The 22,815-nt window shown below is 66.8% G+C and carries 28 protein-coding genes; 21 read left to right on the top strand and 7 right to left on the bottom strand.

From position 1 onward, the window contains the following. Positions 1-2 precede the first annotated feature (2 nt). Both ACWEFV_RS02330 and ACWEFV_RS02325 read left to right on the top strand, forming a co-directional pair. Positions 3-683 carry an amino acid ABC transporter permease gene (locus tag ACWEFV_RS02330; RefSeq protein ID WP_135453832.1) on the top strand — a complete coding sequence of 227 codons (681 nt, stop codon included), beginning with the start codon at positions 3-5 and terminating at the stop codon, positions 681-683. Then, positions 683-1,576 carry an amino acid ABC transporter permease gene (locus ACWEFV_RS02325; protein ID WP_135453831.1) on the top strand — a complete coding sequence of 298 codons (894 nt, stop codon included), beginning with the start codon at positions 683-685 and terminating at the stop codon, positions 1,574-1,576. Before ACWEFV_RS02330 ends, ACWEFV_RS02325 begins: the two co-directional genes overlap by 1 nt. Before the next feature lie 27 nt (positions 1,577-1,603). On the opposite strand, the gene recX is transcribed toward ACWEFV_RS02325, so the two are convergent. After that, positions 1,604-2,167, bottom strand: a complete 564-nt coding sequence (gene recX, locus ACWEFV_RS02320; protein ID WP_135453830.1) for a recombination regulator RecX — start codon at positions 2,165-2,167, stop codon at positions 1,604-1,606. Further along, positions 2,136-3,191, bottom strand: a complete 1,056-nt coding sequence (gene recA / locus ACWEFV_RS02315; protein WP_135453829.1) for a recombinase RecA — start codon at positions 3,189-3,191, stop codon at positions 2,136-2,138. The genes recX and recA overlap by 32 nt, the downstream gene beginning before the upstream one ends. A 209-nt stretch (positions 3,192-3,400) precedes the next feature. On the opposite strand from recA, the gene ACWEFV_RS02310 reads away from it, so the two are divergent. The 18 genes from ACWEFV_RS02310 to hypD all read left to right on the top strand — a co-directional run bounded on the left by ACWEFV_RS02310 (position 3,401) and on the right by hypD (position 19,005). Next, positions 3,401-3,730 carry a hydrogenase maturation nickel metallochaperone HypA/HybF gene (locus tag ACWEFV_RS02310; RefSeq protein WP_450068934.1) on the top strand — a complete coding sequence of 110 codons (330 nt, stop codon included), beginning with the start codon at positions 3,401-3,403 and terminating at the stop codon, positions 3,728-3,730. A gap of 1 nt (position 3,731) precedes the next feature. Continuing rightward, positions 3,732-4,532, top strand: a complete 801-nt coding sequence (gene hypB / locus ACWEFV_RS02305) for a hydrogenase nickel incorporation protein HypB (RefSeq protein ID WP_450068933.1) — start codon at positions 3,732-3,734, stop codon at positions 4,530-4,532. 86 nt (positions 4,533-4,618) lie between these two features. After that, positions 4,619-5,674, top strand: a complete 1,056-nt coding sequence (locus tag ACWEFV_RS02300; RefSeq protein WP_450068932.1) for an NADH-quinone oxidoreductase subunit B family protein — start codon at positions 4,619-4,621, stop codon at positions 5,672-5,674. Positions 5,675-5,777: 103 nt separating this feature from the next. Beyond that, on the top strand, positions 5,778-7,574 hold the full coding sequence (locus ACWEFV_RS02295) for a nickel-dependent hydrogenase large subunit (RefSeq protein ID WP_450068931.1): 1,797 nt from the start codon (positions 5,778-5,780) through the stop codon (positions 7,572-7,574). 3 nt (positions 7,575-7,577) lie between these two features. Then, the gene (locus ACWEFV_RS02290) at positions 7,578-8,492 is read left to right on the top strand and encodes a NifU family protein (RefSeq protein ID WP_135453824.1); all 915 of its coding nucleotides are present in this window, start codon (positions 7,578-7,580) and stop codon (positions 8,490-8,492) included. Then, complete coding sequence (locus ACWEFV_RS02285) at positions 8,489-9,121, top strand: DUF5947 family protein (RefSeq protein ID WP_135453823.1); 633 nt, start codon at positions 8,489-8,491, stop codon at positions 9,119-9,121. The genes ACWEFV_RS02290 and ACWEFV_RS02285 overlap by 4 nt, the downstream gene beginning before the upstream one ends. Beyond that, positions 9,118-9,789, top strand: a complete 672-nt coding sequence (locus ACWEFV_RS02280) for a DUF6084 family protein (protein WP_450068930.1) — start codon at positions 9,118-9,120, stop codon at positions 9,787-9,789. Before ACWEFV_RS02285 ends, ACWEFV_RS02280 begins: the two co-directional genes overlap by 4 nt. Continuing rightward, positions 9,786-11,105 carry a hypothetical protein gene (locus tag ACWEFV_RS02275; RefSeq protein ID WP_450068929.1) on the top strand — a complete coding sequence of 440 codons (1,320 nt, stop codon included), beginning with the start codon at positions 9,786-9,788 and terminating at the stop codon, positions 11,103-11,105. The genes ACWEFV_RS02280 and ACWEFV_RS02275 overlap by 4 nt, the downstream gene beginning before the upstream one ends. 12 nt (positions 11,106-11,117) lie before the next feature. Further along, positions 11,118-11,237: a DUF6893 family small protein gene (locus tag ACWEFV_RS02270; protein ID WP_135453820.1), complete on the top strand. Its 120-nt coding sequence runs from the start codon at positions 11,118-11,120 to the stop codon at positions 11,235-11,237. 13 nt (positions 11,238-11,250) lie between these two features. Further along, positions 11,251-11,733 (top strand): hydrogenase maturation protease, encoded by a 483-nt coding sequence (locus tag ACWEFV_RS02265; RefSeq protein WP_450069252.1) that lies wholly within the window; start codon positions 11,251-11,253, stop codon positions 11,731-11,733. Positions 11,734-11,736: 3 nt separating this feature from the next. After that, complete coding sequence (locus ACWEFV_RS02260) at positions 11,737-11,991, top strand: HypC/HybG/HupF family hydrogenase formation chaperone (protein WP_135453818.1); 255 nt, start codon at positions 11,737-11,739, stop codon at positions 11,989-11,991. Further along, positions 11,988-14,285 (top strand): carbamoyltransferase HypF, encoded by a 2,298-nt coding sequence (hypF, locus tag ACWEFV_RS02255; RefSeq protein WP_450068928.1) that lies wholly within the window; start codon positions 11,988-11,990, stop codon positions 14,283-14,285. Before ACWEFV_RS02260 ends, hypF begins: the two co-directional genes overlap by 4 nt. A gap of 4 nt (positions 14,286-14,289) precedes the next feature. Next, the gene (locus ACWEFV_RS02250; RefSeq protein ID WP_450068927.1) at positions 14,290-15,039 is read left to right on the top strand and encodes a DUF6390 family protein; all 750 of its coding nucleotides are present in this window, start codon (positions 14,290-14,292) and stop codon (positions 15,037-15,039) included. Beyond that, on the top strand, positions 15,036-15,797 hold the full coding sequence (locus ACWEFV_RS02245) for a hydrogenase assembly protein HupF (protein ID WP_450068926.1): 762 nt from the start codon (positions 15,036-15,038) through the stop codon (positions 15,795-15,797). Before ACWEFV_RS02250 ends, ACWEFV_RS02245 begins: the two co-directional genes overlap by 4 nt. Before the next feature lie 4 nt (positions 15,798-15,801). Beyond that, positions 15,802-16,476, top strand: coding sequence for a D-sedoheptulose-7-phosphate isomerase (locus tag ACWEFV_RS02240; RefSeq protein ID WP_450068925.1), 675 nt, complete (start codon positions 15,802-15,804; stop codon positions 16,474-16,476). Then, positions 16,473-17,573, top strand: a complete 1,101-nt coding sequence (gene hypE, locus ACWEFV_RS02235; protein WP_135453813.1) for a hydrogenase expression/formation protein HypE — start codon at positions 16,473-16,475, stop codon at positions 17,571-17,573. Before ACWEFV_RS02240 ends, hypE begins: the two co-directional genes overlap by 4 nt. A gap of 17 nt (positions 17,574-17,590) precedes the next feature. Continuing rightward, positions 17,591-17,863, top strand: coding sequence for a HypC/HybG/HupF family hydrogenase formation chaperone (locus ACWEFV_RS02230; RefSeq protein ID WP_450068924.1), 273 nt, complete (start codon positions 17,591-17,593; stop codon positions 17,861-17,863). A gap of 17 nt (positions 17,864-17,880) precedes the next feature. Then, a complete protein-coding gene (gene hypD / locus ACWEFV_RS02225) occupies positions 17,881-19,005 on the top strand; it encodes a hydrogenase formation protein HypD (RefSeq protein WP_450068923.1) in 1,125 nt (374 codons plus the stop codon). A 10-nt stretch (positions 19,006-19,015) separates the two neighbouring features. On the opposite strand, the gene ACWEFV_RS02220 is transcribed toward hypD, so the two are convergent. The 3 genes from ACWEFV_RS02220 to ACWEFV_RS02210 are packed head-to-tail and all read right to left on the bottom strand — an operon-like array spanning position 19,016 to position 20,647. Further along, positions 19,016-19,219: a hypothetical protein gene (locus tag ACWEFV_RS02220; protein WP_135453810.1), complete on the bottom strand. Its 204-nt coding sequence runs from the start codon at positions 19,217-19,219 to the stop codon at positions 19,016-19,018. A 51-nt stretch (positions 19,220-19,270) separates the two neighbouring features. Beyond that, positions 19,271-19,465 carry a DUF3046 domain-containing protein gene (locus tag ACWEFV_RS02215; RefSeq protein ID WP_135453809.1) on the bottom strand — a complete coding sequence of 65 codons (195 nt, stop codon included), beginning with the start codon at positions 19,463-19,465 and terminating at the stop codon, positions 19,271-19,273. A gap of 9 nt (positions 19,466-19,474) precedes the next feature. Then, positions 19,475-20,647 carry a glycosyltransferase gene (locus tag ACWEFV_RS02210; RefSeq protein WP_135453808.1) on the bottom strand — a complete coding sequence of 391 codons (1,173 nt, stop codon included), beginning with the start codon at positions 20,645-20,647 and terminating at the stop codon, positions 19,475-19,477. 41 nt (positions 20,648-20,688) lie between these two features. Here ACWEFV_RS02210 and ACWEFV_RS02205 point away from each other — a divergent pair, with 41 nt between their 5' ends. Then, the gene (locus ACWEFV_RS02205; RefSeq protein WP_135453807.1) at positions 20,689-21,123 is read left to right on the top strand and encodes a limonene-1,2-epoxide hydrolase family protein; all 435 of its coding nucleotides are present in this window, start codon (positions 20,689-20,691) and stop codon (positions 21,121-21,123) included. 7 nt (positions 21,124-21,130) lie between these two features. On the opposite strand, the gene pspM is transcribed toward ACWEFV_RS02205, so the two are convergent. Next, the gene (pspM, locus tag ACWEFV_RS02200) at positions 21,131-21,949 is read right to left on the bottom strand and encodes a phage shock envelope stress response protein PspM (protein WP_450068922.1); all 819 of its coding nucleotides are present in this window, start codon (positions 21,947-21,949) and stop codon (positions 21,131-21,133) included. A 20-nt stretch (positions 21,950-21,969) separates the two neighbouring features. Continuing rightward, positions 21,970-22,785 carry a phage shock protein PspA gene (gene pspA, locus ACWEFV_RS02195; RefSeq protein ID WP_135453805.1) on the bottom strand — a complete coding sequence of 272 codons (816 nt, stop codon included), beginning with the start codon at positions 22,783-22,785 and terminating at the stop codon, positions 21,970-21,972. Positions 22,786-22,815 lie beyond the last annotated feature (30 nt).

Raw genomic sequence — 22,815 nt, 5'->3', positions numbered from 1 at the left:
CCGTGGAGATTTTCGACGCACACCGCGATCAGATATTCGCGGCGTTCTGGACCACGATCCAGCTGACGGTGTACTCCGCGATCGGTGCGCTGATCCTGGGCACGGTACTGGCCGCGATGCGGCTGGCACCGACGCCGGTAATGAACTGGCTCGGCACCGCCTACGTGAACATCGTGCGCAACACACCGTTGACGCTGATCATCTTGTTCTGCTCATTCGGTGTGGGCCAGACGCTGGGCATCACCCTGGTGGACCCACATTCGCCGACGTCGATCGCGGACAGCAACTTCCGTCTGGCTGTGCTCGGGTTGACCGTCTACACCGCGTCTTTCGTGTGTGAGACGGTGCGCTCGGGGGTCAACACAGTTCCGCTGGGCCAGGCCGAGGCGGCCCGCTCACTGGGTCTGAGTTTCGGACAGAATCTGCGAATCATCCTGCTGCCCCAGGCATTTCGAGCGGTCATCATCCCGCTGGGATCAGTCCTGATCGCATTGGCGAAGAACACCACAATCGCCTCGGCGATCGGGGTGGCGGAGGCCGCGCTGTTGATGAAGGAAATGATCGAGAGCACTGCCGCGCTGCTGATCGTGGGCGCCATCTTCGCGACCGGGTTCGTGATCCTGACCCTGCCGCTGGGGCTGTTGTTCGGGTGGTTGGGCAAGCGACTGGCGGTGGCACGGTAATGAGCGCATCGGTCCTCTTCGACGCACCCGGTCCGCGGGCCCGAATCCGCAATGGCGTCCTGACGGCGCTGACCGTGGTCGTCGCCGCGGTGGTGCTCGGCATCGTGATCTCACGCATGTCGGCCAAGGGACAGCTCACCAGCGAAAAGTGGGAACCGTTCCTGACCGCCGACCTGTGGCGGACGTACGTCCTGCCCGGCGTGCAGGGCACGCTGACCGCCGCGGCGATCTCCATCGTGTTGGCTCTGATCCTGGGCGTATTGCTCGGTGTGGGCAGGTTGACACCGATTCCGCCGATCCGCTGGGTCTGCGCCGTGATCGTGGAGTTCTTCCGCGCGGTCCCGGTGCTGATCATGATGATCTTCGCGTATTTCCTCTACGCGATGTACGACGTGTTCCCGTCCAAGCAACTGGCACTGGCCGGCGTGATCACCGGCCTGACCCTCTACAACGGTGCCGTGATCGCCGAAATCGTGCGGGCCGGCATCAACACGCTGCCTCGCGGGCAGCGTGAGGCAGCGGCCTCGCTCGGCATGTCGTGGGGACAGACGATGCGACTGATCCTGCTGCCGCAGGCGATCACCGCGATGCTTCCGGTGCTGGTGTCTCAGCTGGTGGTGGTGCTCAAGGACACCGCGATCGGCTACCAGATCACCTTTGTGGAGATGGTGCGCCAGGGCACCGTCATCGGGTCGGCATACGGCAACTACCTGCCGGCGCTGATTGTGATCGCCGTCTTGATGATCACGGTGAACTTCACGCTGTCCTCGTTCGCCACCTGGCTGGAACGGCGACTGCGCCGATCTGATCGAGGTCCCGCACCGATGGAGGCCGAGGCTGTCGAGCAGGAAGGCGCACCGGGCGCGCAGGTGCTGCACGCCCAGCGGGACTGACCCGGGTATAGCGACACAATGCGGCCGCTATACCCGGCGGCGCTCCCGCTCGCCGGCCAGCTCGACGCTGACGACGTCGAAGGCCATCGACTGGTTATAGCCGCGACGGGCCAGCATGCCGACGAGCCGACGGGTCACCTTCACATCGCCGTCATCGTCGTCGAGCCGTTCGCGACGCAACTTGTCACGGACCAACTGCTCGGCCCGTTGCCGTTCGGCAGCCGGATCCAAGTCGGCCAGCGCGGCGTCGATGACCTCGTTGTCCACGCCCTTCTTTCGAAGTTCGACGGCCAAGGCGCGCTTGCCTTTTCCCGCGTTGGCGTGCCGGGACCGCACCCACTGCTCGGCGAAGTCCTCATCGTCGATGAGACCGACCTCGGTGAGCCGGTTGAGCACCTTGGCACTGAGGTCCTCTTCGTAACCCCGTTTGGTGAGCTGCTCGGTCAACTCGGCGCGGGTACGGGCCCGCACGGTGAGCAGGCGCAGGCAGACGTTCTTGGCCTGCTCCTCACGTTTGCGAGGATCCTGCGCCTGCTCCCCCTCGGGCTTACCCGACGGCTCAGAAGTCAACCGGGGCGGGAAGGACGTCATCAGCCTTCGCCTCGGCGGTCACGACAGCACCGATACCGAGCTTTTCCTTGATCTTCTTCTCGATCTCGTTGGCGGCGTCGACGTTCTCCAGCAGGAACTTGCGGGCGTTCTCCTTGCCCTGGCCCAGCTGCTCACCCTCATAGGTGAACCAGGAACCGGACTTGCGGATGAAGCCGTGCTCGACACCCATGTCGATGAGCGAGCCTTCACGGCTGATGCCGTGGCCGTACAAGATGTCGAACTCAGCCTGCTTGAACGGCGGTGAGACCTTGTTCTTGACGACCTTGACCCGGGTCCGGTTACCGACCGCGTCGGTGCCGTCCTTGAGCGTCTCGATCCGCCGGACGTCCAGACGGACCGAGGCGTAGAACTTCAAAGCCTTACCGCCCGTGGTGGTTTCGGGCGAGCCGAACATCACGCCGATCTTCTCGCGGAGCTGGTTGATGAAGATCGCGGTGGTGCCCGAGTTGTTCAGCGCGCCGGTCATCTTGCGCAGCGCCTGGCTCATCAGGCGGGCCTGCAGACCGACGTGGCTGTCCCCCATCTCGCCCTCGATCTCGGCACGGGGCACCAGGGCCGCCACCGAGTCGATCACCAGGATGTCGAGCGCACCCGAGCGCACCAGCATGTCGGCGATCTCCAGCGCCTGCTCACCGGTGTCGGGCTGGCTCACCAGCAGTGAATCGGTGTCAACACCGAGCTTCTTGGCGTAATCGGGATCCAGGGCGTGCTCGGCATCGATGAACGCCGCGATGCCGCCGGCGGCCTGAGCGTTGGCCACCGCGTGCAGCGCCACGGTCGTTTTACCCGAGGATTCCGGGCCGTAGATCTCGACCACGCGGCCGCGCGGCAGACCGCCGATGCCGAGGGCCACGTCCAGGGAGATCGAGCCGGTGGGGATCACCGAGATCGGCTGGCGCACCTCCTCGCCGAGGCGCATCACCGAGCCTTTACCGAAGTTCTTGTCGATCTGGGCCATCGCCAGTTCGAGCGCTTTTTCGCGATCCGGGGCCTGGGGCGCCATGGGGGTCTCCGTCCTAGTGATGTTCGGTGATCGGTTTCGATCAGTTGGCCGTGACGCTAGAGGCAGCCACTGACAAGTCGGCTTGACCAGCATCTCGCCATCGCATGCCGACAACAGTAGACGAACACCTGTTCGATTCAAGTAGACACGCCGTACGTGCACTCAAACCGGCCTATCGTGGGAGCATCCGGCCCGGAGACGGGGCAGCGATGCACGAGATGGCGATCACCCAGAGTGTTGTCGACGCGGTGTGTGAGCACGCCGCAGGCCGGCGCGTGCACAGCGTGAAGCTCGAGGTGGGCGCGTTGTGCGCGGTCGTCCCGGACTCCATGCTCTTCTGCTTCGACCTGGTCACCGAGGGCACGGTGGCCGACGGCGCCCGCCTCGACCTCGACATCCACCCGGGAGCGGCACACTGCCGCAGCTGTGGAGCGCAGTTCGACCTGCCCGACCTGATCCTTTTGTGCCCGTGCGGAAGCGCCGACGTCGAGGTGACCGCCGGCCGGGAACTGCGGATTCTCTCGATGGAAGTGAGCTGACATGTGTGCAACCTGCGGCTGCGGCCAGGACGGGGCAGTCATCACCCTCGCCGGTCACGACCACCCGCACGAACATCCGCACCAGCATCCCCACGACCACGACCACGACCACCAGCCACCCCTGGAGTCCATCTCCCTGGAACAGAAAGTGCTGGCCAAGAACGATCTCATCGCCGAGCAGAACCGGCAGTGGCTGGCTGAACGCGGCATCGCCGCGTTCAACGTCACCAGCTCGCCCGGCGCGGGTAAGACCACCCTGCTCGAGCGCACGATCCGCGATCTGTGCCCCACCCGGCCGATAGCGGTGATCGAAGGCGATCAGGAGACCCTGCTCGACGCCGAACGGATCCGGACCGCGGGTGCGCGAGCGGTTCAGGTCAACACCGGGGCGGGCTGCCACCTGGACGCGGCCATGGTCAGGCGTGCCCTGGAGACGCTCGATCCCGCACCCGGGACCCTGCTGTTCATCGAAAACGTCGGCAATCTGGTCTGCCCCGCCCTGTTCGACCTGGGTGAGCACAGCAAGATCGTGGTCGTCTCGGTGACCGAGGGCGCCGACAAGCCCCTGAAGTACCCACATATGTTCGCTGCCGCCGGACTGGTGCTCCTCAACAAGGTCGACCTGCTGCCCTACGTCGACTTCGATATTGAAACCTGTTGCGGCCATGCCCGATCCGTCAATCCCGGGGTGACCATCCTGCCGACGTCGGCCACCCGGGGAGACGGCCTGGACGTCTGGTACGACTGGCTTGACGCAGCCGTCAAATCCCACCCCGTTGACAACGCTTTCCACCCGGAGTAAACCCAAATTTCAGCGCCGGAAAAAATGGCGTGCGTCTGGATCGAGACGTTGGGGCTCACAGCCCGGGCCCCGGAAAGCTGTGACCTATGCCAACCGAGGCAGCAGTCAAAGCAGAAGAGGCGCTGATCCATGTGCTGTGGATCAACGCCGGTCTGAGTTGTGATGGTGATTCGGTGGCGTTGACTGCCGCCACCCAGCCGAGCATCGAGGAAATTGCCCTTGGGGCACTCCCCGGCTTGCCCAGGATCGCCGTTCATTGGCCCCTGATCGACTTCGAGTGTGGGCCTAGTGGAGGTGCCGACGACTTTCTCGCCTGGTTCTTCAAAGCCGATCGCGGCGAACTTGATCCGTTCGTCCTGGTCGTCGAGGGATCGATTCCGAACGAGCAGCTCAAGAGCGAGGGCTACTGGTGCGGATTCGGTAACAACCCCGCCACCAATCAGCCGATGACCACCAGTGAATGGCTGGATCGGCTGACACCCAAGGCGACTGCCGTGGTAGCGGTGGGCACCTGTGCCACCTACGGCGGTATTCACGCCATGGCCGGCAATCCGACCGGAGCCATGGGGGTTCCCGACTATCTCGGCTGGGACTGGAAGAGCAAGGCGGGCATTCCGATCGTCTGTGTGCCAGGTTGCCCCATCCAGCCCGACAACCTCGCCGAGACGCTGACCTACCTGCTCTACATGGCCACCGATCAGGCGCCGATGATCCCCCTCGACGAGGCGTTGCGGCCCAGATGGCTGTTCGGCAACACCGTTCACGAGGGGTGTGACCGGGCCGGCTACTACGAGCAAGGCGACTTCGCGACCGAGTACGGATCGCCGAAATGCATTGTGAAACTGGGCTGTTGGGGCCCGGTAGTGAAATGCAACGTGCCCAAGCGGGGCTGGATCAACGGTATCGGCGGTTGCCCGAATGTCGGCGGCATCTGCATCGGATGCACAATGCCCGGGTTCCCGGACAAGTTCATGCCTTTCATGGACGAACCGCCGGGCGGCAAGGTGTCCACCACGGCATCGTCGATGTACGGATCGGTGATCCGCAACCTGCGCCAAGTCACCGGGCGCACCGTCGACAAAGAGCCCAGGTGGCGCCACCGCGGGACCAAGCTGGAGACCGGGGCGACCCGCACCTGGTAGTGCCCGGGTGCGGGCATTCCCACTGCTGCCCAACGCCTTCCACCGCTGCCGGTACACGGAGCCCTCGGCGCCCTCTGTATCGATTCCACGAAAGAGAAGTTCGATGACGACCACAATTCCCGGACCCTCACAGGCGAAGCGCGAACCAGGTCAGCTGGTGGAGATGTCGTGGGATCCCATCACCCGCATCGTCGGCAGCCTCGGCATCTACACCAAGATCGACTTCGACAACCGCGAGGTGGTCGAATGCCACAGCACGTCCTCGATCTTCCGTGGCTATTCGATCTTCATGAAGGGCAAGGATCCTCGCGACGCGCACTTCATCACCAGCCGCATCTGCGGGATCTGCGGCGACAACCACGCCACCTGTTCGTGCTACTGCCAGAACATGGCCTACGGGGTCAAGCCTCCGCACCTCGGCGAGTGGTTGATCAATCTCGGTGAGGCCGCCGAGTACATGTTCGACCACAACATCTTCCAGGAGAACCTGGTCAGCGTGGACTACTGCGAGAAGATGGTGTCCGAGACCAATCCGAGCGTGCTGGCCAAGGCGGAGGCCACCGCCTCACCTCACGCCGACGCCCACGGTTACCGCACGATCGCCGACATCATGCGCGCGCTCAACCCGTTCACCGGCGACTTCTACCGGGAGGCGCTGCAGGTCAGCCGCTGGACCCGGGAGATGTTCTGCCTGATGGAAGGCCGCCACGTCCATCCGTCCACGTTGTACCCCGGCGGCATCGGTACCAGCGCCACCGTGCAGTTGATGACGGACTACGTGACGCGGCTGATGCGCTACGTCGAGTTCATGAAGAAGGTCGTCCCGATGCACGACGACCTGTTCGACTTCTTCTACGAAGCCCTTCCCGGGTACGACAAGGTCGGTCTGCGCCGGACCCTGCTCGGCTGCTGGGGTTCGTTCCAGGATCCCGAGGTGTGCAACTTCGCCTACAAGGACATGGAGAGCTGGGGCAACGCCATGTTCGTCACCCCCGGCGTGGTGGTGGACGGCAAGCTTGTCACGCACTCCTTGCTGGACATCAATCTCGGTATCCGAATTCTGTTGGGCCACAGCTACTACGACGACTGGTCCGATCAGGAGATGTTCGTCAAGACCGATCCGCTGGGCAATCCGGTCGACCGGCGTCACCCGTGGAACCAGCACACCAACCCCAAGCCGCAGAAACGCGACTTCGACGAGAGCTACAGCTGGGTGATGTCGCCACGGTGGTACGACGGCAAGGACCATCTGGCCTTGGACACCGGTGGCGGCGCACTGGCCCGCATGTGGTCCACCGCGCTGGCCGGGCTGGTCGACATCGGCTACGTCAAGTCCACCGGACGCAGTGTGCAGATCAATCTGCCGAAGACCGCCCTGAAGGGACCCGTCGAGCTCGAGTGGAAGATCCCCGACAAGGGCAGCAACACCATCGAACGCAACCGGGCGCGTACCTACTTCCAGGCCTACGCGGCGGCCTGTGCGCTGCATTTCGCCGAACAGGCCCTGGGCGAGATCCGCGCCGGGCGCACCAAGACCTGGGAGCGTTTCGAGGTCCCCGACGAGGGCATCGGATGCGGGTTCACCGAGGCGGTGCGCGGCGTGCTCAGCCATCACATGGTGATCCGGGACGGCAAGATCGCCAACTACCACCCGTATCCGCCGACACCGTGGAACGCCAGCCCGCGCGACACCTATGGCACGCCGGGACCGTACGAGGATGCGGTACAGGGCCAGCCAATCTTCGAGGAGAACGACCGGGAGCACTTCAAGGGCATCGACGTGATGCGCACGGTGCGCAGTTTCGACCCGTGCCTGCCATGTGGCGTCCACATGTACCTGGGCGAGGGTAAATCACTGGACCTGTTGCACTCCCCCACGCAAGCAGCTACCGGGGAATGACACATGCCGCCCGCCACGACGCCGTTCCCGGACAACTCTGACGACGACACACGATGGCGCACGGCGGGTGATCGGATACAGGCCCTGCTGGATGCCGGCGCGGCCCGGGGTCCCGGCGCGCTGGAGAATGCCGAACAGCTCGTGCGCGAGCTCACCGACCTCTACGGCGCGGCGCTGGGACGGCTGCTGCGGATCGCCACGGACCATTCCCCCGAGCCGGCGGATGCGGTCACCGAGGCGGTGGCTGCCGACAACCTGGTGGCCAGTCTGCTGCTGGTGCACGGGCTGCATCCGTATCCGGTGCACCGCCGCATCGCCGACGCGCTCGACAGTGTCCGTCCCTACCTCGGATCCCACGGCGGTGATGTCGACCTGATCGAAGTCGACGGCCCGGTCGTGCGGCTGCGGTTCACCGGAAGTTGCAAGAGCTGCCCGTCGTCGGCCGCCACGCTCGAGCTGACGATCGAGGACGCGATCCGGGCGGCGGCGCCCGAGATCTCGTCCATCGACGTGGTCACCGCCGGCCCCGAGCCGAATCTGATATCCGCGGAGTCGCTGCTGGCCCGGGTACACCCCGACGGACATCGGCACGCCACCTGGCGGCCGGTTCCGGAACTCGACGAGTTGGCTGCTGGTGAGGTCGGCGGATTCGAGGTCGGCGCGACCGCGGTGCTGGCCTGCCGAATCGGTGCGCAGCTGTTCGTCTACCGGGATCGCTGCCCGCAGTGCACGCGCGGGCTGGCCGGCGCCACGCTGACCGGCTCGGTGCTGCACTGTCCGAACTGTGGTTCCGGATTTGACGTGGTCCATGCCGGGATCGGCGCCGACGGCGAATCCGGTTCGCACCTCGAGCCGATACCGCTCTTGGCGCGTGACGGAGTGAGCTCGATCGCGCTGGCCGAGGAGGTCGCGTCATGACCGGGCCGTTGGACGTGCTGGCCCGCATCCGCGCCGCGGCGCCCGGACCCAGGCGGGACGGCCAGAGCTGCGAAATGTGCGCCGAACCTATCACCGAACCGCATCAACACGTGGTCAATGTGGCTGGGCGGCAACTGATGTGCGTATGCCGCGGGTGCTATCTGCTGTTCACCGACGATCATGCCCAGCTGCGTTACCGGGCCATCGGAGACCGCTACCTTCACCTCGCCGACTTCGGTCTGGGCCGGCGGGACTGGGAGGCGCTGCAGATCCCGGTCGGTCTGGCGTTCTTCTTCTGGAATTCGGCTCTGGGACGTGTGGTGGCGTTCTATCCCGGCCCCGCCGGGGCAACCGAATCCGAACTGCCGCTGGACGCCTGGGCCGGTGTCCGGCGTTCCGATCCGAGGGTGGACCTGATCTCCGAGGACACCGAGGCATTGCTGGTGCAGGTACCCGACGACGAAACCCGGTCGCCCACCTGTCATGTGGTACCAATCGACGCCTGCTACGAGTTCGTCGGACGGCTGCGGATGTTGTGGCGTGGATTCGACGGTGGCCAGGACGTACGCGACTACGTCGACGAATTCTTCGACAGTCTCGCCGACCGCAGCACGGTGGTGACGAGATGACCGGGCCCAACGCCACCCCCACTCCCGACGTCTCGACCGACGTCACGTTCGCGGTCCTCGACATGGCGCCCGAACCGTATGCGGTGAGCCCGATCCTGACCGCCCGGATCGGTATCACCGCCGTCGGCGAGACCCCGGTACACGCGATCGCGCTGCGCTGCCAGATCCGCATCGAACCGGGGCGGCGGGATTACACCGATGCGGAGGCCGCCGGGTTGCTCGACCTGTTCGGCCCGCGGGACCGCTGGGGCACGACACAACGCACCTTCCTGTGGCAGCACAGCACCGCGATGGTGCCCGGATTCGCCGGCACCACCCTCGTCGAGCTGCCGGTCAGCGGAACCTACGACTTCGACGTCGCGGCGGCGAAGTACCTGCACGCACTGCGCGGCGGCTCGGTACCGCTGCGATTCCTGTTCAGCGGCACCGTCTTCACGCCAGGTGCCCGCGGATTCGCGGTCCAGCAGATTCCGTGGGACCGCGAGGACCCGTTCGACATGCCGGTCACGGTGTGGCAACAGCTGATGGCACAGCATTTTCCGAACACGGGATGGCTGCGGCTCGGCCGCGACACCCTCGACGAGCTGGCCTCCTACAAGACACGCTGGGGCATGCTGTCGTTCGACGAAGCGATCGACACCCTGCTGGCACGGCAGGAAATCCGATGAACGGCAATCTGGACCAGGTCCTCGCGGTCGCCGACGCCGTCCTCTACGAGGGCTATCTGCTCTACCCGTACCGGGCGAACTCGGCCAAGAACCAATGCCGTTGGCAGTTCGGCGTACTCGGCCCGGCCGATGCCGAGCAATCCGGTATCGGTGAGGACAGCTCGCTGTCGGCGCAACTGCTGGTCCGCGGTCACGGGCACCCGCAGATCACGGTCACCGTCCGGTTCCTGCAGCTGCAACGCCGAACCGCCGAACGCCGCCGCGGCGACGGCAGCTTCGAGCCGGTCGACGAGCTCACCGCCGCGGGGCAGTCCTGGCTGACCTGGGACGAGGCGGTTGAACATCAGACCGCCTTCGGCCCGTTCGACATCCCCGATCTGGAGGTGCCGCAGACACATCCCATCACGGTCGATGCGGGCACCGACATCGAGAGCGTCGACGGTGGCCGGATCGTTCGCCGCCGTCGCGAGCTCCACGGCGAGTTCACCGTCGCCGCAGAAGCCGACGCGGGCTTGATCCGGCTCACGATGACGGTACGCAACTGTGCGGGACCCGCGCGCGACAAGGACGATGCGATCGCGGCGTCGTTGATCGGCACACACCTGATCATCGAAGTCACCGACGGCGAGTTCATCTCACTGCTGGAACCGGACGCACCCGCCGCCGGGGCGGCGTCGCGGTGTCGGCACCATCGTTGCTTCCCTGTGCTCGCGGGGAAGCCGGGCACGCACGACCTGATGCTCGTTTCGCCGGTCATCCTCTACGACCATCCGGAGATCGCCGAACAGAGCCAGGGCGACCTCTTCGACTCGTGCGAGATCGACGAGATCCTGACGCTGAGGGTCATGACGATGACCGACGAGGAGAAAGCCAGCGCCCGGGCCACCGATCCCCGGGCAGCCGAGATCATCGACCGCTGTGACTCGATGTCCCCGGAGGCGATGCTCGACCTGCACGGTGTCCTGCGCGATCCGCACGCCGCGGATCCAGGCCTGATTCCGCAGATACCCGACGGCATCGATTGGTGGGATCCCCTGGCCGACAACGCCGTGGATCCCGCCGTCGATGCGGTCCTGATCAACGGGGTGCGCGTCTGCCGCGGCAGCCGGGTGCGGTTGCACCCGTCCCGCCGGGCCGACGCGCAGGACATCTTCTTCGCCGGCCGCACCGCACAGGTGGCCTCGGTCCACGAGGACGTCGAGGGCGAGCGGCACATCGGCGTCGTGCTCGACGACGACCCGGCCGCGGATCTGCACGCGTGGTACGGCCGCTATCTGTACTTCGCCGCCGACGAAGTCGAGCCATTGGCGCAGTGAGAGGAGTTCGAGATGGAAGTTGTGGGTTGGATCGCTGTCATCGCCGTCGCGGCGGTCGTGGTCGCCGGGGTACTGGTCGGGGTCCGGTCGATCCCCGACGCCCGGCGCTATCTGAAGATGCGACGGATGTAGCGGGCGAGGTGCGATCACGTCTTCAGTTCTGGTAGCCGGCATCGGCAATATCTTTCTCGGTGACGATGGATTCGGTCCCGAGGTGATGCGGCGTCTGCCGCCGAGCCTCGCCGGTCCGGATATTCGGCTGTGCGACTACGGGATTCGAGGTGTGCACCTGGCCTATGACCTGCTCGACGGCTGGGATTCCCTCGTCCTGGTCGACGCGTTGCCCAGCCGGGGCCGCCCCGGCGCGTTGCACGTGTTCGAGGCTGATCGTGAAAGCCTGTCGAGTGCTTCGGGTCTGGACGCGCACGCGATGGATCCCACTGCGGTGTTCGCCAGCATGCGGGCGCTGGGAGGTAGCCCGCCCTACACCGTCGTCATCGGCTGCGAGGTGGCCACCGTGGCTGACGGTATCGGGCTCTCGGAGCCCGTTGCGGCCGCGATTCCCGGCGCCGTAACGGCGGTCGAAGCTGCCGTGGCACGGTTGTCGGCCCCGGTCAGGGAGGGATGAGCCATGTGCCTCGGAATCCCCGGCCAGGTGGTGCGGATGCTCCCGGGATACGGCGACCAGCTCGCGCTCGTCGACGTCGCGGGCGAGCACCGCAAGGTCAATGTCGGCATGCTGCCCGACGAGACCTTCTCCCCCGGCGACTGGGTGATCATCCACATGGGTTTCGCTGTCGAGAAGACCGACCACGCCGGCGCCGAGGCCGCGATGCGGGGCCTGGAGTTGCTGGGGCGCGGCCGCAACACCGAGGTGCCACCGTGACCACGCGGCGCCGGCTGCGTATCGGCGTTCACGGAGTCGTCCAGGGCGTGGGCTTCCGGCCGTTCGTCTACACCACGGCGGCCGCGCTCGGGCTGACCGGCTGTGTCCGCAACGACAGTTCCGGCGCCGTCATCGAGATCGAAGGTGCCCCCGGCGATCTCGAGGCGTTCCTGTACCGGTTGCGCACCGACCCGCCCGTACTGGCGGTGATCGAGTCCGTCGACACCCGGCCGATACCCGTCTGCGGTGGCACCGGATTCACGATCGCCGACACCTCCAGGTCCGGCGGCGGCCGCACCCTCGCCTCCCCCGACGTGGCGATGTGCCCGGAATGTACTGCCGAGCAACGCGATCCGTCCAACCGTCGGTACCGACACGCCTTCATCAACTGCACCAACTGCGGGCCCAGGTTCACCATCATCGCCTCACTGCCCTATGACCGCGATGCCACCACGATGGCGCGTTTCGCCATGTGCGCCGAATGTGCACGTGAGTATGCCGATCCGGCCGACCGCCGCTTCCACGCGCAGCCGGTGTGCTGCCCGAGCTGCGGCCCGACATTGCGGTGGGACCACGAATCCGGTGCGCTCACCGGCGAAGCCGCGCTGCGGCGGGCCAGGCGCCTGCTGACCGACGGAGCGATCCTCGCGGTCAAGGGCATCGGCGGTTACCACCTCGCCTGCGACGCCGCGAACGCCGCCACGGTCACCGAACTTCGTCGGCGTAAACAGCGGGGCGACAAGCCGTTCGCGGTGATGGTTCCCGATCTGCCCACCGCGCGCCAGATCGCCGAGGTCCACGACACTGCAGCCCGGGTGCTGTGCGGACCGCAGCGGCCGATCGTTCTGCTGCCCCGCGCGCCCGGTGCACCGGTCGCCGAATCAGTGGCACCCCGCAACCCCGACCTGGGCGTCCTGCTCGCCTACACGCCACTGCACACCCTGCTGTTCGGGCTCCCCGGCGATCCGCCCGGCCCCAGGGTTCTGGTGATGACCTCGGCCAATGTCAGTGGCGAACCGATCTGTTACTCCGACGACGATGCGCGACGCCGGCTCTCACACATCGCTGACGGATGGCTGATGCATGACCGCGAAATCCTGGTGCCCTGCGACGATTCGGTGGTCCGGGTCGCCGACGGCGAGGAGCTGGCCATCCGCAGATCCCGGGGCTACGCGCCGCTGCCGGTCGCCCTGCCGGTCGCGGTGCCGCCGACCCTGGCGGTCGGCGCCGACCTCAAGAACACCATCGCGGTGGCCGACCACCGGTACGCCTGGCTGAGCGCCTACATCGGCGATATGGACAGCCTGGCGACATTGTCGGCGTTCGAGCGCGCAGTCCACCATCTGGAGGCACTGACCGGCGTCGAACCCGAAACCCTGGTCTGCGACGCGCATCCGGGGTACCGCTCCAGCGACTGGGCTCATCGCAATGCCGGGTCCCACCCGGTAAGGACGGTCCAGCATCACCACGCCCACATCGCCGCGGTCATGGCCGAACACGGCCTGGACGGAACGCAGCAGGTGCTCGGATTCGCCTTCGACGGAACCGGATACGGACCCGACGGCACGGTGTGGGGCGGTGAGGTACTGGTCGCCGACTACAAGGGCTATCGGCGGGTTGCCCACCTCACGCGGGTACCGATGGCCGGCGGTGACATCAGCGTGCTGCGCCCCTACCGGATGGCGCTGTCCCACCTGTGGGCGGCCGGGCTGCCGTGGGATGCCGATCTGCCGCCGGTCCGCGCGTGCCCCGACGACGAGCTCCGGACCCTGGCACATCAACTGGCGACCGGTTCCGGCTGCGTTGCGACGTCGAGCATGGGCCGGTTGTTCGACGCGGTGTCGGCGTTGATCGGGGTGCGACAGACGGTTGCCTACGAGGCGCAGGCCGCCATCGAGCTGGAAGGGATTTCGCGTGGCACCGAGGCGGGCGCTCGCCGGTACGCCTTCGAAGTGGACTCCGGCGCGTCACCCGTCACCATCGACCCGGCCCCCGTACTCGCGGCGATCATCGTCGACCTGCGCGCCGGTGTGACACCTGCGGTGATCGGTGCCCGATTCCACCACGCTGTCGCCGGGCTCATCGTCGAACTGGCACGCGAACTGATGGAGACGAACGGCTGCACGGCGCAACCGGTGGCATTGTCCGGCGGGGTTTTCCAGAACCTCCTGCTGCTGCGCCTGACCTTGGCCGGAATGCAACAACAGGGCCTGGAAGTGATCACCCACCGCCGGGTGCCGCCGAACGACGGCGGTCTCGCCCTGGGCCAGCTACTGGTCGGGAATGCGGGGTGAAGCCATGACCGCGTTGCCGACCCAACAACTGCCCACCGGATACCGGCTGTTCGCCCGGTATGCCTTCCCGCCCAACGAACTCGGGTACTGCGGCCCCACCGGGCCGGCAGTCACACCCGGGGACAACACGGCCGAGTTTGCTTCACATGCAAAGGAATTCGACGGCGCGTGGCCGTATCTGCATTCTATCGCCGAGGCAGTCGGTGCCGACCCGCTGGACGCCGAGGTGGTTCGAAGCTATTGGGTCGGCGGACCGCTCCTGGACCGGGTGGATCCGACAATCCTGCTGGCCCAGCTGCGAGCAGCGTTCCGGGGTCAGGTGACGGGAGGGCTCGACACCGTGCCCGCTACCGGGACGACTGCCGGCGCGGCACTGGCCCACCACAGCTTCCACGTGTTCGTCGTATACCCGTGGATCCGGTTCCTGGACCGGGATCCGGGCACCGCCCTTCATGTCCTGCAGAACTGCCGGATCCGTTGGGGCACAGTCGCAGCGGTCGAGGACGAGCACGTCGTCGTCGAGTCCTGCCCGTTGGTGCTGGACGACACTCGCCTCACGATCGGCGAGCCCGTCACCGAACGCATCCGGTGGAGCCGGGACGGGAAATCCCTGACGAACATTCCCGCACCGGGTGACACCGTGTCCGCGCACTGGGATTGGGTGTGCGACACGCTGACGCCCGGCGAGACCACGGCGCTGGCCGACGCCACCCGCGCCACCCTCGACCTGATCAACACAGGAGGTCGATCATGAGTACCACGACACCGGCCGTCACCACACCGGCCGTCACCGGGTCGCCGGGGGCGCCTTTCGTGGACACGGACCTGGCCGCCGATCTGGCCGCGGCAGCACTGGATGTGGCCCGCAAGTTCCACGACGGCGCCACACTCTGGGTCATTGCGCCCCAATGGGAACCGCACGCCCATCACGTGGCCGTCGAGTTCGTCCACCCGGTCATCGTCGGCAAGCGCGCGCTGCCCTCGGTCGCGCTGGTCGAGCCCGATCCGGTGGCCCAGGCCCGGGTCGCCAGTCAGCCCGGAGATCTGCTCCTGGCCGTCGCCTCAGCCGACCAGCCGGCGGCGGTCGATGCCATGCGGCGGGCCGCCGCATGGGGTGTCACGACGTTGTGGATCGGCTGCGGCCCGCGCCCCCCGGCCGGTGCCGCCCACCACATCCTGTGGGTCGACTCCGATGACCCGATGGTCCCGGCCACCGGCCGGTTCGTCCTGATCTACCACCTGCTGTGGGAGCTCACCCACGTGTGCTTCGAACATCCCGGCCTGTTGACGCCCGCAAATGAAGACACCGGGCCGTCCTGCGTCACCTGCGGTGACGAAGGACGTCTGGCCGAAGTCGTGATCGCACCCACCGAAGCCGGTGGACGGGCCCTGGTCCGCAGTGCTGCCGGAGAGGAATGGGTGGACAGCGCCGTGCTCGAACAGGTCACCGTCAACGACCTGATCCTGATACACGCGGGTACGGCGATCGCGATGCCGCCGGAAGGCAGGTGAAGTCATGACCAACACCGAGAGCACGGGCTTCCTCTACCCGTTCATCGAATCGGAAGAGACCGACGTCCGAGCGCTGCTCGACGACCTGGCGGCCTCGGCACGCGGCAAGGCCGCCGAAAGCGCTCGGCTACAACAGGAATCACTACAGGAGTACACCGAAGGCCTGAACGCGGCCGGGGCCGCCATGGCCGACCGCTTCCTGCGCGGGGGCCGCCTGTACACCCTGGGAAACGGTGGCAGCTCCACCGACGCGGCCACCCTGGCCTCCCTGTTCAGCCGGCCCGCGAGGGGAAGACCGGTGGCGGCCTGGTCACTTGCCGCCGACGAGGCGGTGGTCACCGCGCTGGGCAACGACGTGGGTTTCGACCTGATCTTCAAACGCCAGATCATCGCGCACGCCCGCGATCGCGACATCGCCATCGCACTGTCCACGTCGGGTAACTCCGAAGACCTCATGACCGCCATCGCCGAGGCCAAGTTGCGTGGCGTACTCACCATCGGATTCTCGGGGCACGACGGCGGACGGATGGCGATCGTGGCCGGGGAGTCCGGGGATCTGGACTTCTGTTTCACGGTGCACAGCCAGAGCATTCACCGCATCCAGGAGAGCCACGCGATGCTCGGTTATCGGCTGTGGACAGTGGTGCAGGACCACATGGCACGGGCGTACGCATCATGAGCACCGTCGCCGCCTCGACCGCAGCCCAACGCGAGGACCGCGTACTGGAGCGGATCGAGAAGTTCCGGCAGCGACGCCCGCGCCTGATCGACGAGGTCGTGACCCTGGCGCACGGCGCCGGCGGGAAATCGTCGGCAGCACTGGTCGATGCGGTCTTCGTCGAGGCGTTCCGCAACCCCGAGCTCGAACAGCTCGGGGACGCCGCCCTGCTGCGTACCCCGTCCGGTGACACGCTGGCGTTCTCCACCGATTCGTATGTGGTTGCGCCGCATCGCTTCCCGGGCGGTTCCATCGGGCACGTCGCAGTACACGGAACCATCAACGACCTGGCGGTCTCGGGCGCCCGCCCGCTTTGGCTCTCGGCAGGCTTCGTCATCGAGGAGGGCTTCGCAATCGCCGAGTTGCGCGAGATCGTCGCCGACATGAGCGAGGCCGCCGCGCGGGCCGGAGTCCAGATCGTCACGGGCGACACGAAAGTCGTCGGTAAGGGCGCCGCCGACGGCATGTACATCTGCACCGCCGGGGTCGGCATCGTGCCGGCGGGCAGACGGTTGTCGCGGGAGAACGTCCGCACCGGGGACCGGGTCCTACTGTCGGGCACGATCGGCGACCACGGAATGGCGGTCATGCTGGCCCGCGGTGACCTTGCCATCGATGCCGACATTGCCTCTGACACCGCACCTCTGCACGAGCTCGTCGAGATTCTGCTGGCCGCCGCACCGTCCACCCGGTGGATGCGCGACGCCACCCGCGGAGGTGTCGGCACGGTGTGCAACGAACTGGCCAAGGACTCACCGTTCGCGGTGATCCTCGACGAGGCCCGCATTCCCGTCGAGCCACAGGTCGCGGGTGCCTGCGACTTACTCGGCATCGACCCGCTCTACGTCGCGAACGAGGGAAAGTTCCTCGCGATCGTCCCGGCCGACGAGGCGGACGCCGCGGTCGCCGCGCTGCACGCGCATCCGCAGGGCGCCCGGGCCACAGTGGTCGGCGAAATCGTCGCAGAGCCGCCCGGGATCGTCGCGCTGCGTACCGCCTTCGGCGGCAGCCGGATCGTCGACATGCTCGTGGGCGACCCGCTCCCCCGGATCTGCTAGGTGAAAGGAGCAGTCCCATGTGTCTGGGCATTCCCGGCCAGGTCGTCGACATCGTCGACGCCGAGGCCTACCTCGCCAAGGTCGATGTCAACGGGGTACGCCGGGTGATCAGCGTCCGCCTGCTCGCCGACGACAACCTGCAGGTCGGTGACTGGGTCCTGGTGCATGTCGGGTTCGCGATGGCCAAGATCGACGAGCGCGAAGCGACGCTGACGCTCGATCAGGTGCAAAAAATGGGCGCCGACTACACGACGGAGATCGACGCCTTCAATTCCTCCGAAATCGCCTGACGCAAAGAGGTGTCCGCATGAAGTTCGTCGACGAATTCCGGGACCCGGCGGCCGCCCGCGCCCTGGTGAAAGCGATCACCGAGCTTGCCGCCGGTGACGAGTTCAAGTTCATGGAGGTCTGCGGCGGCCACACCCACACCATCTACCGGCACGGGATCGAGCATCTGCTCCCGGAGTCCATCGAACTGGTCCACGGGCCCGGATGCCCGGTGTGCGTGATCCCCATGGGCCGGGTGGACGACGCGATGTGGCTGGCCGAACAGCCCGGCGTCATCTTCACCACGTTCGGCGACATGATGCGGGTACCGGGGTCCAACGGCAACCTGATCGAGGCCAAGGCCCGCGGCGCCGACATCCGGTTCGTCTACTCACCACTCGACGCACTCAAGATCGCCCGCGACAATCCCGAACGCCATGTGGTGTTCTTCGCGGTCGGGTTCGAGACGACGGCGCCGTCCACCGCCGTCACGCTGGTGCGCGCCCGCGCACTCGGCGTCGAAAACTTCAGCGTGTTCTGCAACCACGTCACCATCGTCCCGCCGATCAAAGCCATCCTCGAGTCACCTGACCTGCGGCTTTCGGGATTCCTGGGGCCCGGTCACGTCTCGACCGTGGTGGGTCTGCGCCCATACCGCTTCGTCCCCGCCGTTTACCACAAACCGATCGTGGTGGCGGGCTTCGAACCACTCGACATCCTGGCCTCGGTGCACATGCTGCTGCGCCAGATCCGCGACGGCCGCTGCGAGGTGGAAAACCAGTACACCCGGGTGGTGCGGCCCGAAGGTAATACCGCGGCACTGAAACTGATGGCTGAGACCTTCGAACTACGGCCGCACTTCGAATGGCGCGGGCTCGGCTTCATCTCGCAGAGCGCGCTCAAGATCCACCCCGACTACGCCCACTACGACGCCGAGCTGATCTTCGAGATGCCCGGTGTGCGCGTTGCCGATCCCAAGGCCTGCCAGTGCGGCGAGGTGCTCAAGGGCGTCATCAAACCGTGGGAGTGCAAGGTGTTCGGGACCGCCTGCACACCGGAAACCCCGATCGGTACCTGCATGGTGTCCCCCGAGGGAGCCTGCGCGGCCTATTACAATTTCGGCAGATTGCATCGCGAAACCGCGCAGCTGTTGCTGCGGCATTAGCGATCCGGGATCAATGACGCCAGTTCGGAAAATTGTCGAGATCCCGCAGCGTCAACACGAACCCGAATGCGCCGACAGCGACGGCCAGGAAGTAGCCGAGCGCCGCCTGCCATCCGGTCAACGTCGACGCCACCAACCAACACAGCAGCACCGCCGCGATCACCAGCAGAACACCGTAGAGCGGTGTCCGCATCGGATGATCACCAAGACCCATAAGTCCGGTATACGCCGAAAGTACGGGTGGGAAAAGCCCCGGCTTGACCGTTCACCACTGATCGCGCGGGACGTCGAAGTCCGCGCACAGCGCCCGCCACACGTTGCGCGGCTCCACCCCGTCCTCGATGGCCTGTGCGGGTGTGCGGCCGTTGAGGGCAGTGAGCACGTGGTCGACGAGCAGCGAACGACCCCGCATCGAGCCGAACTGGCCTTCTACGAGCTCATTGAATTCCGTCAACCGCACGGGCCCAACCTACCCAGTGCCCGCGAGTGCGTCATGGCACACCCGTACCGGATCCGTCACCTCGGACAGCGAGGCGCCACCGCGCTGAGCGGCCGCACGGTGGGAGGATGACCCGAGCACGGTGCCGACCGCAGCGGTCAGCGAGTCCGCGGAAAGTGGCCGCACCAGCTGCCCACTGCCCTGGCGCACAACCCGATTGGCGATCTCCCACTGATCACCGCCACCCGGCACCACCACCATGGGCACGCCGGCCAACAGTGCCTTGGACACCAAGCCGTGCCCACCGCCGCAGATCACCAGATCGGCGTGCGACAACAACTCGTCCTGGCGGCCCAGTCCCACGGCTGCCCACGGCGGCACCTCGACATCGGCGCCGCCCAGTCGCGACACCACCACACGCGCCCCATCGGGCAGCGTCTCACCCGGCCGCAGCGAGTCCAGGACCAGTTCCGACATCCCCTGCGTCCCAGTGGTCGCGGTCGACGGCGCCACCATCACGACCGGCCCCGATCCCGGCGGCACGGTCAGCACCGCGTCGGTCGGCTCGAAATGCAACGGGCCCACCACCACGGCCTCGGCCGGCCAATCCGGGCGCGGCACCTCCAACGCGGGCAGGGTGGCGATCAACCGCCGCAACGGACCGGGGTCGACCGACGGAAGGCCGAGGTCAGCGCGCACGACAGCGCGCTCGGCCAGGCCGGCCCGCACGGACCTCGCGGTCAGCGCCCGCATGACGGCGTCGCGCAGCCGTCCGCGCAGGCCGACACCGGGGGCCAGCCCGCTGCCCAGTGGCGGCAACCCCTTCGACGGCAGGTACAGCGGATGTGGACTGAGCTCGACCCACGGCAATCCGAGCAGCTCGGCGGCCAGCCCGCCACAGGCGGTGATCACGTCGGAGACCACGAGATCCGGTTGCAGCTCCCTCAGTCCGGGGACGTTGAGCTGCGCCATCCGCCCGGCACGCTGGTGAATCTTGGCCCCGGCGTCGGCATCGTCGTCGGCATCGGTGGCGTCGAGGCCGACGAGTTCGACTGCGTCGATACCGGCGGCTCGCGCGGTGTCGAGCCATTCCACCCCGGTCAGCAGCGTGGGGGTATCCCCCGCGGCCAGGAACTTCAGGCACAACGCCAGGGCCGGGAAGGCATGTCCGGGATCGGGTCCGGCGACCACAGCTACGCGCACCGGCCTACCCTGCCACAGCGCTGCACCATTAGGCTGCGGGCATGGCTGACCAATCCACCACCGCAGCTGCGTCCCAGACCAGCACGGTCGAGACCTTCCTCAACGCACTGCAGGAGCAGGACTTCGACACAGCCGAGAGCACACTGGCGCAGAACCTGGTGTATCAGAACGTGGGGTTTCCGACTGTGTACGGACGCAACCGCGCGATGAAGCTGTTCCGGTCGATGCCGGGCCGGGTCGGCTTCGAGGTGAAGATCCACCGGATCGCCGCCGATGGCGCGGCCGTGCTGACCGAACGCACCGACGCGTTGGTGTTCGGGCCGCTGCGCCTGCAGTTCTGGGTATGCGGGGTGTTCGAGGTGCACGAAGGCCGAATCACGCTGTGGCGGGACTACTTCGACATGTTCGACATGCTCAAGGCGACGGTGCGCGGCCTCGTCGGCGTCGTCGTGCCGGCACTGCGCACCTCGCTGTAACCGCGATTCAGGCGCGGCGCAGCTGACCGAGTTCGTCGAACGCCTGCGCCCAGCCGACCAGGCGATCGGTGGCACCGGTCAACTCGCTGCGGTAACGCTGCTGCGACAACGGCGACGCAGCGCCGTGCCCGCTGTTCACTGTCGACACCAGTTGCGCTGCGGCAGTGACCATTTCGTTGTACTGCCGCACACCCTGGCCGAGCTGGGCGGTGAACGCGTTGATGGTGGGCACCAGATGCTGACGCGATTGCGGGGCGTTGCTGATCGCGCGCTCCATCGAGACCACCTCGGTGGCGGTGGCCGCCATCGTCCGCGCAGTGTGGTTGGCCACCGCGGTCAACTCACGCAGTTCCTCCGCGGGAAGCATCCGGCCGCGCTCCAATACGCCGAGTAACGAGAACATGCCTCGCTCCGAGGCCATCAGCGCCGCCATGGGCTGGCGGGCCGCCGAACCCCAGGGCGGCAACCGTCGTCCGGATACCGGCCGCTGCGCCGGAAGCGGTTCCGCGCGCAACCACCGGTAGCGGAGCCAGAACAGTGTGGCCGGGAAGGCCGCGCCTGCTGCGATCGCTCCGCTGATGATCAGGCCCCAGACCGGTGTGCTCCACGACGCCAGCAGCGCCGTCACGAGCACCCAGAACACGCTCGACAGGGTGAAGAACACCCCGAAGCGCAGCGCCCACCGCCGCTTGCGCAACAGCTTTGCGCGCGGATCGGCGGCGGCGCTGAGCTTTTCGGTCAGCGCACCGGACAGATCGGCCGCGGTATCGATAGCCCGCTGCGCCAGCGATCTCCAGGCGTCCGGTCGGCCGGTCTTGGTAGCCATGATCTACAACACTCGAATCGCTATTGGCCGAGCGGGTTTTCGGGGGTGGCAGGAGTTTGGCTGGCCGCCGGGGAGGCCGGCGTGGCCGGGGCGGCGTCACCGCTGGGCAGCGCGTCACCACGCATCGAAGCGCGGATCTGCTCGAGCCGGGAGTGGCCCGCCATCTGGACGCTGGCCTGCTGGACCTCCATCATGCGGCCCTGTACGGAGTTCTGGGCCAGCTCGGCCTCGCCCATGGCGTTGGCGTAGCGGCGCTCGATCTTCTGGCGCACTTCGTCGAGGCTCGGGGTGTTACCCGGCGCGGCGACCTCACTCATCGACCGGAGCGAGGAACTGACCTGCTCCTGCATCTTGGCCTGCTCCAGCTGCGACAGCAGCTTGGTGCGCTCGGCGATCTTCTGCTGCAGCATCATCGCGTTCTGCTCGACGGCCTTCTTGGCCTGCCCGGCGGCCTGCAGGGCCTGATCGTGCAGCGCCTTGAGGTCCTCGACGCTCTGCTCGGAGGTCACCAGCTGCGCCGCGAACGCCTCGGCGGCGTTGGTGTACTCGGTGGCCTTGGCCGCATCACCGGCAGCGGTGGCCTGATCGGCCAGCGTCAACGCCTGGCGGACATTGACCTGCAGCTTCTCGATGTCAGCGAGCTGACGGCTCAGCCGCATCTCCAGCTGGCGCTGGTTGCCGATGACCTGGGCGGCCTGCTGGGTGAGTGCCTGATGCTGACGCTGGGCGTCCTCGATGGCCTGCTGGATCTGCACCTTCGGATCGGCGTATTCGTCGACCTTGGAGCTGAACAGCGCCATCAGGTACTTCCACGCCTTGACGAACGGATTGGCCATTGGTTCGTTCCGCCTTATCTGTCGGGCTTG

The sequence above is a fragment of the Mycobacterium sp. NPDC004974 genome (assembly GCF_053600815.1).
Note: the sequence above shows the minus strand (reverse complement) of the source record. Positions and strands in the feature narration are given on the sequence as shown.

Coding starts and splice junctions, on each gene's coding strand:
- ACWEFV_RS02325 (WP_135453831.1), top strand. CDS start 683: ATGAGCGCATCGGTCCTCTTCGACGCACCCGGTCCGCGGGCCCGAATC.
- recX (WP_135453830.1), bottom strand. CDS start 2,167: ATGACGTCCTTCCCGCCCCGGTTGACTTCTGAGCCGTCGGGTAAGCCC.
- recA (WP_135453829.1), bottom strand. CDS start 3,191: ATGGCGCCCCAGGCCCCGGATCGCGAAAAAGCGCTCGAACTGGCGATG.
- ACWEFV_RS02310 (WP_450068934.1), top strand. CDS start 3,401: ATGCACGAGATGGCGATCACCCAGAGTGTTGTCGACGCGGTGTGTGAG.
- hypB (WP_450068933.1), top strand. CDS start 3,732: ATGTGTGCAACCTGCGGCTGCGGCCAGGACGGGGCAGTCATCACCCTC.
- ACWEFV_RS02300 (WP_450068932.1), top strand. CDS start 4,619: ATGCCAACCGAGGCAGCAGTCAAAGCAGAAGAGGCGCTGATCCATGTG.
- ACWEFV_RS02295 (WP_450068931.1), top strand. CDS start 5,778: ATGACGACCACAATTCCCGGACCCTCACAGGCGAAGCGCGAACCAGGT.
- ACWEFV_RS02290 (WP_135453824.1), top strand. CDS start 7,578: ATGCCGCCCGCCACGACGCCGTTCCCGGACAACTCTGACGACGACACA.
- ACWEFV_RS02285 (WP_135453823.1), top strand. CDS start 8,489: ATGACCGGGCCGTTGGACGTGCTGGCCCGCATCCGCGCCGCGGCGCCC.
- ACWEFV_RS02280 (WP_450068930.1), top strand. CDS start 9,118: ATGACCGGGCCCAACGCCACCCCCACTCCCGACGTCTCGACCGACGTC.
- ACWEFV_RS02275 (WP_450068929.1), top strand. CDS start 9,786: ATGAACGGCAATCTGGACCAGGTCCTCGCGGTCGCCGACGCCGTCCTC.
- ACWEFV_RS02270 (WP_135453820.1), top strand. CDS start 11,118: ATGGAAGTTGTGGGTTGGATCGCTGTCATCGCCGTCGCGGCGGTCGTG.
- ACWEFV_RS02260 (WP_135453818.1), top strand. CDS start 11,737: ATGTGCCTCGGAATCCCCGGCCAGGTGGTGCGGATGCTCCCGGGATAC.
- ACWEFV_RS02250 (WP_450068927.1), top strand. CDS start 14,290: ATGACCGCGTTGCCGACCCAACAACTGCCCACCGGATACCGGCTGTTC.
- ACWEFV_RS02245 (WP_450068926.1), top strand. CDS start 15,036: ATGAGTACCACGACACCGGCCGTCACCACACCGGCCGTCACCGGGTCG.
- ACWEFV_RS02240 (WP_450068925.1), top strand. CDS start 15,802: ATGACCAACACCGAGAGCACGGGCTTCCTCTACCCGTTCATCGAATCG.
- hypE (WP_135453813.1), top strand. CDS start 16,473: ATGAGCACCGTCGCCGCCTCGACCGCAGCCCAACGCGAGGACCGCGTA.
- ACWEFV_RS02230 (WP_450068924.1), top strand. CDS start 17,591: ATGTGTCTGGGCATTCCCGGCCAGGTCGTCGACATCGTCGACGCCGAG.
- hypD (WP_450068923.1), top strand. CDS start 17,881: ATGAAGTTCGTCGACGAATTCCGGGACCCGGCGGCCGCCCGCGCCCTG.
- ACWEFV_RS02220 (WP_135453810.1), bottom strand. CDS start 19,219: ATGGGTCTTGGTGATCATCCGATGCGGACACCGCTCTACGGTGTTCTG.
- ACWEFV_RS02205 (WP_135453807.1), top strand. CDS start 20,689: ATGGCTGACCAATCCACCACCGCAGCTGCGTCCCAGACCAGCACGGTC.
- pspM (WP_450068922.1), bottom strand. CDS start 21,949: ATGGCTACCAAGACCGGCCGACCGGACGCCTGGAGATCGCTGGCGCAG.
- pspA (WP_135453805.1), bottom strand. CDS start 22,785: ATGGCCAATCCGTTCGTCAAGGCGTGGAAGTACCTGATGGCGCTGTTC.